10 protein-coding genes are annotated in these 12,318 nt (G+C 60.7%); all 10 read left to right on the forward strand.

Annotated features, from left to right (window positions below; translation table 11 throughout):
* Positions 1 to 270 precede the first annotated feature (270 nt).
* The 10 genes from HY57_RS11740 (at position 271) to HY57_RS11785 (ending at position 12,183) form a co-directional block, all read left to right on the forward strand.
* The gene (locus HY57_RS11740) at positions 271 to 1,251 is read left to right on the forward strand and encodes a polysaccharide deacetylase family protein (RefSeq protein WP_026034191.1); all 981 of its coding nucleotides are present in this window, start codon (positions 271 to 273) and stop codon (positions 1,249 to 1,251) included.
* On the forward strand, positions 1,241 to 2,011 hold the full coding sequence (locus tag HY57_RS11745) for a formyltransferase family protein (protein ID WP_019466806.1): 771 nt from the start codon (positions 1,241 to 1,243) through the stop codon (positions 2,009 to 2,011). The genes HY57_RS11740 and HY57_RS11745 overlap by 11 nt, the downstream gene beginning before the upstream one ends.
* A gap of 757 nt (positions 2,012 to 2,768) precedes the next feature.
* Positions 2,769 to 3,185 carry a low molecular weight protein-tyrosine-phosphatase gene (locus HY57_RS11750; RefSeq protein ID WP_235186557.1) on the forward strand — a complete coding sequence of 139 codons (417 nt, stop codon included), beginning with the start codon at positions 2,769 to 2,771 and terminating at the stop codon, positions 3,183 to 3,185.
* A 37-nt stretch (positions 3,186 to 3,222) separates the two neighbouring features.
* On the forward strand, positions 3,223 to 5,433 hold the full coding sequence (locus HY57_RS11755) for a polysaccharide biosynthesis tyrosine autokinase (RefSeq protein ID WP_019466804.1): 2,211 nt from the start codon (positions 3,223 to 3,225) through the stop codon (positions 5,431 to 5,433).
* A 219-nt stretch (positions 5,434 to 5,652) separates the two neighbouring features.
* On the forward strand, positions 5,653 to 6,606 hold the full coding sequence (locus HY57_RS11760) for a Gfo/Idh/MocA family oxidoreductase (RefSeq protein ID WP_019466803.1): 954 nt from the start codon (positions 5,653 to 5,655) through the stop codon (positions 6,604 to 6,606).
* The gene (locus HY57_RS11765; RefSeq protein ID WP_019466802.1) at positions 6,603 to 7,190 is read left to right on the forward strand and encodes an acyltransferase; all 588 of its coding nucleotides are present in this window, start codon (positions 6,603 to 6,605) and stop codon (positions 7,188 to 7,190) included. The genes HY57_RS11760 and HY57_RS11765 overlap by 4 nt, the downstream gene beginning before the upstream one ends.
* On the forward strand, positions 7,187 to 8,281 hold the full coding sequence (locus HY57_RS11770; protein WP_019466801.1) for a DegT/DnrJ/EryC1/StrS family aminotransferase: 1,095 nt from the start codon (positions 7,187 to 7,189) through the stop codon (positions 8,279 to 8,281). The genes HY57_RS11765 and HY57_RS11770 overlap by 4 nt, the downstream gene beginning before the upstream one ends.
* A gap of 22 nt (positions 8,282 to 8,303) precedes the next feature.
* Positions 8,304 to 9,416, forward strand: coding sequence for a hypothetical protein (locus tag HY57_RS11775; protein WP_019466800.1), 1,113 nt, complete (start codon positions 8,304 to 8,306; stop codon positions 9,414 to 9,416).
* Between the two features lie 8 nt (positions 9,417 to 9,424).
* Positions 9,425 to 10,654, forward strand: a complete 1,230-nt coding sequence (locus tag HY57_RS11780) for a glycosyltransferase (RefSeq protein WP_019466799.1) — start codon at positions 9,425 to 9,427, stop codon at positions 10,652 to 10,654.
* Between the two features lie 68 nt (positions 10,655 to 10,722).
* Positions 10,723 to 12,183 (forward strand): lipopolysaccharide biosynthesis protein, encoded by a 1,461-nt coding sequence (locus HY57_RS11785; protein ID WP_019466798.1) that lies wholly within the window; start codon positions 10,723 to 10,725, stop codon positions 12,181 to 12,183.
* Positions 12,184 to 12,318 lie beyond the last annotated feature (135 nt).

Genomic DNA, 12,318 nt, shown 5'->3' on the forward strand with positions numbered 1-12,318 from the left:
CCTATGGACTCATGCCTTTAGTCATGCCGACGCCGATCCGTCACAGCGATCAAGGATCGCCGTACACGGGCATGGCCTGCATCTCGCCCCTCTTTGAGCACGAGGCCTGCGTTACCTACGCGTCAGCCTCCCTTCACGATTCCGCAAGAACAATCGGTCATGTTTGGTCGCAAGCGGTGGGCTTGTGCAGAACATGAACCTGACGCCAGGCACTGGCCGGATAGCCGGCTGGATGGCCAGACGTCGGATCGAAGGGATGGGTGCAACCTCATGCCAGGTATATTTACCGTCTCACTGGATCTTGAGTTGTACTGGGGCGTGCGCGATAAGCGCAGCATCCAGGACTACGAAGAGAACCTGCGTGGTGAGCGTCGGGCCATCAGCGAGATGCTCGACACGTTCGACGCCCATGGGGTGCATGCCACCTGGGCGACGTTGGGTTTCCTGTTTTTCACCGATATCGTCGAACTTCGTGCGCGGTTGCCAAGCGATACACCAGCGTATCGCAACAGCAAACTGTCACCCTATCGCTATATCGAGGAACACGAGTGGGGCGCGGATGATCAATATCACTTCGCACCTGAGGTGATCGACCTGATCCGGGGCTACACGGGACAGGAGATCGGGACGCATACGTTCTCGCACTACTACTGCCTGGAGCCGGGACAGACGGCCGAGGCGTTCCGGGCCGACATGGCCGCGGCGATCGATACGGCCAGGGCGCGAGGCATCGAGATCCAGAGCCTGGTATTTCCGCGCAACCAGGGCAATCCTGAGTACCTATCCTTGCTGCAGGAGCTTGGGATCCGCTGCTATCGAGGCAACGAAGCTGCGCCGTTCTATACGGCGAGAAACCAGGAACAGCAAGGGGCGATCGTTCGCGGCCTGCGATTGCTGGATGCCTACCTCAACGTGACCGGGCACAACACCTACAGCTTCGAGGAATGCGCGCAGACGCGTCCGTTCAACATACCCTCCAGTCGCTTCCTTCGCCCGTACTCTCCGTCGTTTGCGTGGATGGATGAGCTACGACTGCATCGCATCAAGCGTGCCATGCGGCACGCAGCGATCCATCATCGTCTGTTCCATCTGTGGTGGCATCCGCACAATTTCGGTGCGCACGTGGCAGAGAACCAGCGTTTTCTGGGCAAGATCCTTGCGTACTACCAGCAGCTGCAGCGGCGCTACGGCATGCAGTCGTTGAACATGGGGGAAATATCCAACCTGTTGGAGCACATGCATGCCGGATAGGCCGCGCGTCGTGCTTCTGGCAGGGGATGGCCTTTCCACGAAGCTCATGTACAACGGCTTGCGTGCCAACTGCGATATCGTCGCAGTGGTAATGGAGGAGAAACCTTCGTCCGTGACGATGATCCGGCACCGGATGAAGACGCTTGGGTGGTTCACCACCTTGGGACAGGTCGCCTTCATCGCCTACAGCCGATGGCTCGGCAAGGCCTCACAGGCAAGGCTGCAGGAGCTTCTGCGGCGCTACGGGCTGGATGATGCGCCGATTCCTGGCGAAGTCACCACGCGCGTAGCCAGTGCCAATCGACGCGAAGTCATGCGCCTGCTCAAGACGTGGGCGCCCGATGCCATCGTGGTGAACGGCACGCGCATTCTCTCGGGGAAATTGCTGGGTTCCGTCGACGCCCCTTTCATCAATACTCACATGGGCATCACGCCCGCTTATCGGGGCGTGCATGGGGGGTATTGGGCCCTTGCCATGAATGATCGCGCACGCTGCGGTGTCACCGTACATATGGTTGACGAAGGTGTCGACACGGGCGGTGTTCTGTATCAATCCACCATCGATGTCGAAGACAGGGACAACTTCACCACCTATCCCATCCATCAAATGGCCAAGGCGATCCCCTTGATGCAGGCGGCAATCCAGGACGCGGCGGAGGGACGACTGGACCCTCGTGTCGAGGGTGGCACGTCGAAGCAGTGGTATCACCCCACGCTTCTGTTCTATCTCAAGCAGCGGCTGCTGAAGGGCATCAAGTGACTGCCCGCTGACCTGTGCGGCGCCATGATCCGCAGCGTGCACCATGCGCGCAGTACTCCCGTTGGGGCTGAGAGAGTGCCGGCGAAGCTGCGCTATACATGAGCCCTGTGGAGCGTTGCCACTACATGAAGGCTCACCGCGCTTCTTCGAGCGTAGCCAAGGTGATGCTCTCATATGGTCGGCGTCGACCCATCGGGCTGCGGGCCAAGGACGAGCGCGTACCGCACGAACGCGCGTGTGAAAGTGGCGACGCCCATCGATTCGTTCCGCGTCATTCACGTTGAATATCTTGAGTGATGGTTCCGTGGTCACCGCGGCGAGTTCATGACCCGTGCGTGCTCACGGAGCGCTTCGTGTCCAAACGGTGAAGGCGTTTCGTCAGTGCCACGAAAGACCATTCATGATCAGCGTGGTCATTGCGCTCTTTGCGAGTCGGCTTGACGCTTGTTCAAGCGATGAATACTGAATCGCTTGGATATCGCGAAACCCTTGCTGCACGCGAATGGCGCGGTAAATGCGGGAATTTTTCCGGTCTTGTTCGGCAAAGGTTCACGGTAAGAATCGTAGTTAGTTAGTTCTTCTCGACGGATCGATGTACCTGGCAATCGTCGGAACGCAACAGCCAGGCGTTGCAGAATTTTGGGATTCCGCTCGTTGTTGATTCCCTCATCAGACAGGGGCCCCATGGCTGGCGTCGTTGACGTCGGTCGATGTCATCACAGGAGCCCGAAACACTGTGTTTAAACGGATATTGATCGTGTGCCGGGGCAATATCTGTCGCAGCCCTACGGCCCAGTATCTGTTTCAGAGTCGCATGAATTTGCGTGGCGTTGAAGTGAGAAGCGCCGGCCTCAATGCGGTCATCGGCAGCCCCATGGATGCGACGGCGCTGCAAATTCTCAACGAAAAGGATGGCGTTGACGGTTCATCGCATCGCGCTCACCAGCTCGTGCCATCGATGTTGCTTGGCGCGGATCTGGTGATTGGCATGGAGAAGGATCACATCGCCGAGATGATCCAGGTTTCGCCAGAAGCGCGGGGAAAAATCTACCTGCTCGGCAAATGGCTCGACGAGCGCGACATACCCGACCCTTATCGGAAGAAGCGGCCCGTCTTCGAGCATACACACGAGTTGATAGCGCGCGGTGTCGAAAGCTGGATGCGCTATCTGTGAACCGGCTCCTTTCCGTGGCGAGAATCCAGGCAACGAAATGACCGTCCAACTAGCCACCATCCAAGATCCCGTGTCGCGCGATGACGAAATCGACTTGCGGGAGGTGATCGGCAAGCTCCATGACCACAAGTGGCGAATCATTTTCATCGTCCTTGCGTTCATCGTGCTCAGCATCGCGTACGTTCTGCTGGCAACGCCGATCTATCAGGCCACATCGATAGTGCAGGTCGAGCAGAAGGTACCCAGCCTGCCCGGCTTGAGCGCACTGACCCAGACCCTTGGTGCTTCCGATTCGGAGTCGACGACGGAATCCGCCTTGATCACCTCGCGCATGGTGGTGGGTGCGGCGGTGGACAAGCTCAACCTCAAGATCGAAGCGGAGCCCAAGCGCTTTCCGATTCTTGGCAGCTTCTTCGCCCGTCATTTCGCCTCCAAGAATCCAGGCAAGCTCGCGGCGCCCGCGTTTGGCATGTCGCGGTATGACTGGGGCGGGTCGAAGCTGGAGATCTTCCAGCTGGATGTTCCCGACAGCCTGCTCGACAAGCCGCTGAGAATGACGGCGGGGGAAGGCGGCTCCTACGTACTGCAGGACGACGATGGCAATGTGCTGTTGATCGGTAAGGTGGGACAGTTTTCGCAGGACCATGGCGTGGCCGCCCAGGTGTGGACCCTCGTGGCCAATCCCGGAACGCGCTTCCGCGTCATCCGCCACCGCGAACTTACGGTGATCAACAAGCTCCAGAAAGCCATCAATACCAGTGAGCTCGGCAAGGACTCCGGCATCATCCAGCTCACCTACAACAACACGAATGCGGAACTGGCCGCCGAATTTCTCAGGCAGGTTGGCGAGCTCTACGTCCGTCAGGATATCGACCGTAATTCCGCGGAAGCAGCCAGCAGTCTCAAGTTCGTGAGAGAGCAGCTGCCCAACGTCCGGCGTGACCTGGAGAAGGCGACCGCCGCACTGAACGCCTTCCAGAACCAGGCGCACTCGGTTGACGTCAGCATGCAGACGCAGAGCCTGCTGGATCAGTCGGTGTCCATCGAAACCAACATCGAACAGCTGCAGCTGCAGCAGGCACAGATGCAGCGCCAGTTCACGCCGCAGCACCCGGCCTACAAGTCGCTGATGCAACAGATCGGGCAATTGCAGGGCCAGAAGGCCGCGATCGACAAGAAGGTGAACAGCCTTCCCGATACGCAGCAGGAGCTGCTGAAGCTCAACCGTGACGTGCAGGTCACCAACGATACCTACACCGGTCTTCTCAACCAGGCGCAGCAGCTCGACATTGCCCGCGCAGGCACGGTAGGCAACGTTCGCATCATCGACAAGGCCGCCGTCGATGTGACCGACCCCATCTGGCCGAAGAAGATCCTCGTGCTGCTGGGTGGAGCCATGCTCGGTGGGCTTGTGGCGCTGGTCTACGTGTTCATGCGCGAGGCGCTGAATCGCGGCATCGAAGATCCCTCCGTGATCGAGCGCATCGGTTTGCCCGTGTACGCCACCATCCCGGTCAGCGTGCGCGAACGATCGCTGCAGGCCAGGCGGGCGCGGGGCGATGGCAGGCAACACATGCTGGTGGTGGATGCGCCCAAGGATCTCGCCACCGAAGCCTTGCGCAGCCTGAGGACGAGCCTGCACTTTGCCCGTCTGGAGGCGAAGAACAACGTGCTCATGATCTCCGGTGCCAGTCCGAACGCCGGCAAGACCTTTGTCGCGGCCAACCTCGCTGCCGTGGTAACGCAGAGCGGGCAGCGGGTACTGCTTATCGATGGCGACATGCGCATGGGCTCGCTGCACCGGGTGCTCGGTGGCAGGGCGGATGTGGGCCTGTCGGATGTCATATCGGGGCAGGCGGAGCTGAGCGATGCGGTCCGCAAGGTGGCATCGCTGGACAACCTGCACTTTCTCTCGCGGGGCAAGGTGCCGCCCAACCCCTCCGAGCTCCTGATGAACGCCCGGTTTTCGGAGCTCATCAATCACCTGAAGTCGCGCTATGACCTGGTGATCATCGATACGCCGCCGATCCTGGTGGCGACGGACGCCTCGGTCATCGGCCATCACTGCGGCACGGGTCTGCTGGTGGTGCGCTTCGGCCTCAACCAGGCGCGTGAGCTTGCCGTTGCCAAGCAGCGGTTCGAGCACGATGGCGTCGTGATCAAGGGCGCGATCTTCAACGCGGTGGAGAAACGGAGCAGTGGCTACTACTCCTATGCCTATTACGAGCTTGACGAGGCGGCCTCATGAGTGGGGCCACCCTCTGCGCGCGCAGGCTTCCCCGCTTTTCGACGCGCACCGGCGCGCGACGGTCGATTCATAGTCTGGCCGGGTGGCCTGCCGATGACGCCAACTTCGTTCCAGGGAGCCGGGCAGGCAAGGGCGGCGCCTCACGCCAGTCGGCGGCATCAGGGAACCCGTCACCGTCGTCGATAACCGCGAAGACATCGCAGAACCGGGATAAGGTCCATGAAGAATTTTGCGCTGATTGGCGCCGCAGGCTACATCGCTCCCCGTCACATGCAGGCGATCAAGGCGACAGGCAACGCGCTCCTGGCGGCTTTTGATCCCAACGATTCAGTCGGCATCATCGACAGTCACTTTCCGAACGCGGATTTCTTCACCGAGTTCGAGCGCTTCGACCGCCATGTCGACATGCGCAGACGCGCCAGGAACGGCGGCCAGATCGATTACGTGTCCATCTGCTCGCCAAACTATCTTCACGATTCACATATGCGGTTCGCCCTGCGTTCCGGCGCACACGCCATATGCGAGAAGCCCGTCGTCCTGAACCCGTGGAACATCGATGGTCTCGAGGAAATCGAGCGTGAGACCGGCAGGCGGGTGAATACCATCCTGCAGCTGCGGCTGCACCCGGCCATCGTGGCGCTGCGCGATAAGGTGGCGCGCGAGCGCAGGGACACGAAGTACGAGGTGGATCTCGCCTACGTGACATCACGCGGCCATTGGTACCTGCAGAGCTGGAAGGGTGATCCAAAGAAGTCGGGTGGCATAGCGACCAATATCGGCGTGCACTTCTTCGACATGCTGCACCATATCTTCGGCAAGCTGCAGTCCAATGTGGTCCACCTGAGTAGCGAAACCAAGGCGGCGGGCTATCTCGAGTACGAAAAAGCCCGCGTTCGCTGGTTTCTGTCGGTCGACATTGAAGACGTGCCCGCGGCGATTCGCGACGGCGGCCAACGCACCTACCGTTCGATCACCGTCGACGGCCAGGAGATCGAATTCTCCGGCGGATTCACCGATCTGCACGATCGCAGCTACGCGGAAATTCTGTCGGGCCGGGGGTTCGGCCTGGAGGCTTGCCGCACGTCCATCGAAACGGTGGCATCGATTCGCACCAGCACGCCGATATCGTTCGAGGGCGACATCCATCCGTTCCTGACAAGGAAGATCGCATGAGTCACTATCAGCATCCCTCCGCGATCGTCGACGAGGGAGCAAGGATCGGCGACGGATCCCGCATCTGGCACTTCGTGCATGTATGCGGCGGGGCACGCATCGGCCGGAACGTTTCACTGGGGCAGAACGTTTTCGTTGGCAATAAGGTGGTTATCGGCAACGACTGCAAGATCCAGAACAACGTTTCCGTCTACGACAATGTCACGCTGGAAGACGGCGTGTTCTGCGGGCCGAGCGCGGTGTTCACCAACGTCTACAACCCGCGAGCCATGGTCGAGCGCAAGCACGAGTACCGCGACACGCTGGTCAGGAAGGGCGCCACGCTGGGCGCCAATTGCACCATCATCTGTGGGGTGACCATTGGCGAGTTCGCCTTCATCGGTGCAGGCGCCGTGGTCAACCACGACGTGCCTGCCTATGCCCTGATGGTCGGGGTCCCGGCACGGCAGGTTGGCTGGATGAGCGAGTTTGGCGAACAGCTCAACCTGCCGCTGGAAGGCCATGCTGAAGAAGTCTGCGTTCATTCCGGCAAGCGTTATGTGTTGCGCGGCCGGACTCTGGAAGCTCAGGAGGCGATCGCATGATCGACTTCATCGACCTTCGACAGCAGCAAACGCTGATCAGAGACCGTATCGACGAGGGTATTGCCCGGGTGATGGCGCACGGGCAATACATACTCGGTCCCGAGGTCGCGGAGCTCGAGGACAAGCTGGCCGAATACGCCGGTGCCAGGTTTTGCATATCGGTGGCCAATGGCACCGATGCCCTGCAGATCGCCCTGATGACGCTGGGCATAGGGCCGGGTGATGAGGTGATGGTGCCGGGCTTTACCCACATTTCCACCGCGGAGGTCGTGGTGCTGTTGGGTGCGAAGCCTGTCTACGTGGACATTGATCCGTGTACTTACAATCTTGACGTCCATCAGCTTGAGGCGCTGGTGTCGCCGCGGACCAAGGCCATCATCGCCGTGTCGCTCTACGGCCAGTGCGCCGACTTCGACGCAATCCACGACGTCGCCGAAAGGCATGGCATCCACGTCATCGAGGATGCCGCACAGAGCTTTGGCGCTACCTACAAGGGGCGCAAGAGCTGCAACCTGAGCGTCATCGCCTGCACGAGCTTCTTCCCCAGCAAGCCCCTGGGTTGCTATGGCGATGGTGGCGCCATATTCACCAGCGACACCGAACTTGAACGGGTCGGGCGACAGATCGCCCGCCACGGACAGGACCGTCGCTACCACCATGCACGCATCGGCGTGAACAGCCGGCTGGACACGCTGCAGGCAGCCATCCTGCTGCTCAAGCTGGAGATACTCGACAGCGAGATGGCACGCCGTGCGGAAGTCGCGCGCCGCTACGACACGCTGCTTGGCGGATCCGACCTGGTCAGCGTGCCTTACCTTGAAGATCACAACACCAGCGCATGGGCGCAGTACACAGTGCGGGTACCCAGACGGGACGAGGTGCGCAAGCACCTCGACGCGGCGGGGGTGCCTACCGCGGTGCACTATCCGATTCCCTTGCACCGGCAGCCCGCGCTGATGGACGGCGAATGTCGCCTGGCCATGTGTGACGAAGCGGCGGCGCAGGTGCTCAGCTTGCCCATGTCCCCCTATCTGGACGCGACTCAACAAGACTTCATCGCTTCCGCGCTGCTGTCGGGCGTCGCAAGGTGACTATGCGTTCCGGGGCGGGCGTATGAAAAAGCTCATCTTTGGAAAGTGCTACTCCTTCTCCGGTACGGCGGAGCATGAGGTCTGGCTGGCCGAATGCCTGGCGCTCTATGCCGATGCGGGCCACCGCGAGGCGCAGGTGGAGGTGTGCATTTCCAAAGATGTTTCTTCCGATGCGCCACTGGCCATCAATCCCCGGTTCCACCGCAAGCTCGAGGATGGAATGCTGACGTCGTTTCCCGCCGTGGACGTCACCTGGCGGTGGGGGAAGAACGGTTGCCTGATGGTCGACGCTGTTTTCAAGATGAGGGATGGCATCAAGCATCGCGTCAAGAAGTTGTTGTCGATGGAGTACGCCACCGATGTGGAGTACTTCGAGCAGATACTCCACGAGTTCGTGCTGGTTCCGTCGACCTATTTCTTCAACGACCTGGCGCCCGTCCATGCATCCTGCATGACGGTGGATGGTGCGGCCTGCCTGCTCGCGGGCACTGGCGGTGCCGGCAAATCGGCCGCCATGCTGGCCATGAGAAGCAACGATCGCGTCGGCTTTGTTTGCGATGACATCGCCATCATGTCGGCTACGCCTTCGTCGCGCTCGGTGGTCCACGCCAACATGGCCTGGCCAAAAATCTATGGCTACGACTGTTTCGGCAATGAACTCGGTGACCTGATCCTGGAAGGGCGTGGCTGGGTGGACCGGACCCACTTCCGGGTGAAGAACTGGATCGATCCGGCGATCGTTCGCAGGAAGATCCGTCCCGACCATCTCTACCGGGAAATCGAACCCGTCGCCGCCCCAGCGTCACGCCTTTACTACGTGGTGCGCGAGGGCATCTCCGACATCAGCCTGTCGAACCTGGGTGCAGACAGCGCGGTGGAAATGACCGTGGCCGTTGTCGGCGCCGAGTACAGCATTTTCCACGATCATCTCCATTGGGAGAAATACAACGCATTAGCGACCGGGCGGACCGCCATGCTCACCATGGATGAAGTGGTGGCCAACTGGCGGGCGGTGCTGGCGGAGTGTCTCTCCCAGATCGCCTGTTTCAAGCTGAGCGTTCCATTCGACATGGACCACGCCATGTACCGGCGCCGCATGGTCGACATACTCATGGGTGAGGTGACGAACCCATGATAAGAATTGTGATCCTCACCAACGCCTATCCCTACCTGCCGGGCGAACAGTTCATCGATGACGAGATCGGCTTCTGGGCGGAGCATGCCGAGGCGCATGTGACCTTGATGCCGGCGGTCGCGCACGGCGTGCCGCGGGACATACCCGCCGGCATGGCCATCGACACCACGTTCACGTCGGGCCGGCTGCTCGGCCGGCTGGTGGCCGTGCTGGCAGCGCTGTTCGACCGCATGTTCCGCAACGAGCTGGCGCATCTGTGGCGGACCAGGAAGCTTGGTTGGCGTACGGGCTTGCGCGCCTTGCTGCACAGTTCCAAGGTCCTGCAGCAGGCCGGTCAGCTGATGCGGTACACCGAGAAGAACGGTGATATCGACGTGGCCTACTGCTACTGGAACGATACCCAGTCCTATGCGGCCATTCTCGCGAAGGCGCGGGGCAGGGTGCGGCGGGTGGTGTCCCGTGTGCACGGGGTGGACTTGTACGAGCCACGCCGGTATCGCGAATACATGCCGCTGAAACGGCAGTTCATTCGGGGATACGACCGGATATTCGTGCTGTCGTTGCATGCCGCGGCGTACATGCAGGCGACCTATGGAGCGCTCCCGGAGAAGCTCGAACTGATTCCGCTCGGCGTACCGTTCGACGACCTGCTGTCGCAACCCAGTCCTGCAGGCTGCGTCCACGTCGTCTCCGTTTCGTTTTGCCTGCCGGTGAAGCGCCTGGGGCGCATTGTCGACGGGCTGGCGATGTTTGCCCGTGACAACCCCGGGGTGGCAGTGAAGTGGACGCACGTCGGCGGTGGCCCGTTGCTCGAAGAAACCCGATCGCTGGCGCAGCGAAAGCTGGATGGCATCACCAATCTGTCTTTCGAATTTCGGGGGTATGTCCCGCACGAGCATGTCCGGCGGGTTTTTCTTGAGGTCCCGGTCGATGTCCTGGTCAATACCAGTGAATCGGAAGGTACGCCGGTGTCCATGATGGAGGCCATGAGCACCGGCGTTCCTGTGGTGGCACCGGATGTCGGTGGCATTTCCTACGTGGTATCGGACCGCTGTGGCGCCTTGATGAGTGGAAGCCCGGATGGCCGTGAAATATCGAAGGCCATTGCGAGGGTGGCCCTTGGGGAGGAGAGGGATGACTTGCGTGCGAACGCGCGACAGGTGATCGAGAAGCGGTTCGACGCATCGAGGAATTACCGCGATTTCGTCAGCAACGTGTTGAGCATGGGGGCGACCTGAATGTTACCCGTGCGCATGCCTTCCACTCGTCATGAAGGTCGCCCCGCCGGTCGACTGGGAAGCATGTCATGGTGAATATCAGGACCATCCTTGCATTCGCCATGGGGCCGGTGGCCAGTGCGGCCATAGGACTGATGACGGTGCCGGCGATTGCCTGGATTTTTTCGCCGAACGATGTGGGTCGACTGAACATGGTTCAGGTGTCGGTGTCGTTTGGCGTACTACTATTCAATCTTGGTCTTGATCGCGCCTACGTGCGCGAATATCACGAATCAAGCGATCGCGGCGCCCTGCTCAAGGCATGTTTTGCGCCCGGTCTAGCGCTGATGCTGACCGTCGTGCTGATCAGCATTCCGTTTGACGAACGCATTGCCGAGTGGCTGTTTGGCGTTGGCCACGTGGCGTACTACTGGGTACTCGTCGCTTGCGTTGTCGTGAGCTTCGTATCGCGGTTTCTGTCGCTTATTTTGCGAATGCAAGATCGTGGCATTGCCTTCTCCCTGAGCCAGATCTTGCCGAAGATCATTCTTCTCGTGGTGATGGGCGTGTTCTTTTTGCCGATATTCAAGAGATCATTCGGTGAGCTTGAGGTAGCGTATCTTCTGTCGCTGCTCTCGGTGTTGTTCATCTACAGCTGGAACACCTGGCGGGACTGGTCGCCCGCGCTGAAGGCCACCGTTTCGCGACAGCAGGTGAATCATCTGCTTGGCTATGGGGTTCCGTTGATCTTTGCCGGCGTGGCCTATTGGGGGCTGGATGCCACCAGTTCGCTCGCGCTCAGAAGCCTTTCCACGCTTCCCGAATTGGCCATCTATTCGGTGTCCATGAGTTTTGCCGGCGTCGGCGTTGTCTTTCAGACGATCTTCACTGTGCTGTGGGCACCCATGGTCTACAAATGGGTGGCCAATGGCGTGGACATGCGTCGCGTCGATGACATAGCGCATCAGGCGCTGGCCGTCGTCTGTGCCATCTGGGTACTGAGCGGCAGCCTCTCCTGGCTGACCGAGTGGGTGCTTCCGGCCCACTACGCACCCGTGAAATACCTCATGCTCTGCTGCATCGGACAGCCGTTGCTGTACACGCTGTCGGAGATCACTTGCGTCGGTATCGGCATCACGCGTCGATCCATGCTCTCGCTGTGGTCGACCGTCGCGGCCCTGCTGGTGAACGTGGCCGGCAGCATCCTGCTGGTGCCTTCATACGGCGCGGCCGGTGCGACGGCGGCAAACGCGGTGGCGTTCCTGGCCTTCTTCGTCGCCCGTACCGAAGCGTCGGCGCATGTGTGGCGGCCTTTTCCGCGCGCACGACTTTACGTGTTTGTCACGGCGGCGGTGGGTCTGTCCATCGCAACGCTGGCCTTCGGGCCGGGCTACCCGCTGCAGGTGCTCCTGGTGTGGGTGGCATTGCTGCCCGTGGTGGCCTGGTGCTTCCGCGCCGAATGGCTGGGGATGTACCGGTCGCTGCGTGCGGCGATCAGGTCGGAGTTCTTTTCCGTCGAGCCCGGTAGTGGGCCCGGGACGGTTTCATGAGCGCCAGGGCTGGCCTAACCGGCGGTCGCGCGCTCCGGCAGGCACCCAGAGGCCTGCGGGGCGATGCGTACCCATGCGGTGTTGCCTCGGTGCCTTGACCGGCCGGTGACCCTGCTGCCAGAACGAGGGCAAGCA

The organism is Dyella japonica A8 (assembly GCF_000725385.1).
GTDB lineage: Bacteria > Pseudomonadota > Gammaproteobacteria > Xanthomonadales > Rhodanobacteraceae > Dyella > Dyella japonica_C.

Coding starts and splice junctions, on each gene's coding strand:
- HY57_RS11740 (WP_026034191.1), top strand. CDS start 271: ATGCCAGGTATATTTACCGTCTCACTGGATCTTGAGTTGTACTGGGGC.
- HY57_RS11775 (WP_019466800.1), top strand. CDS start 8,304: ATGAAAAAGCTCATCTTTGGAAAGTGCTACTCCTTCTCCGGTACGGCG.
- HY57_RS11770 (WP_019466801.1), top strand. CDS start 7,187: ATGATCGACTTCATCGACCTTCGACAGCAGCAAACGCTGATCAGAGAC.
- HY57_RS11755 (WP_019466804.1), top strand. CDS start 3,223: ATGACCGTCCAACTAGCCACCATCCAAGATCCCGTGTCGCGCGATGAC.
- HY57_RS11785 (WP_019466798.1), top strand. CDS start 10,723: ATGGTGAATATCAGGACCATCCTTGCATTCGCCATGGGGCCGGTGGCC.
- HY57_RS11765 (WP_019466802.1), top strand. CDS start 6,603: ATGAGTCACTATCAGCATCCCTCCGCGATCGTCGACGAGGGAGCAAGG.
- HY57_RS11745 (WP_019466806.1), top strand. CDS start 1,241: ATGCCGGATAGGCCGCGCGTCGTGCTTCTGGCAGGGGATGGCCTTTCC.
- HY57_RS11760 (WP_019466803.1), top strand. CDS start 5,653: ATGAAGAATTTTGCGCTGATTGGCGCCGCAGGCTACATCGCTCCCCGT.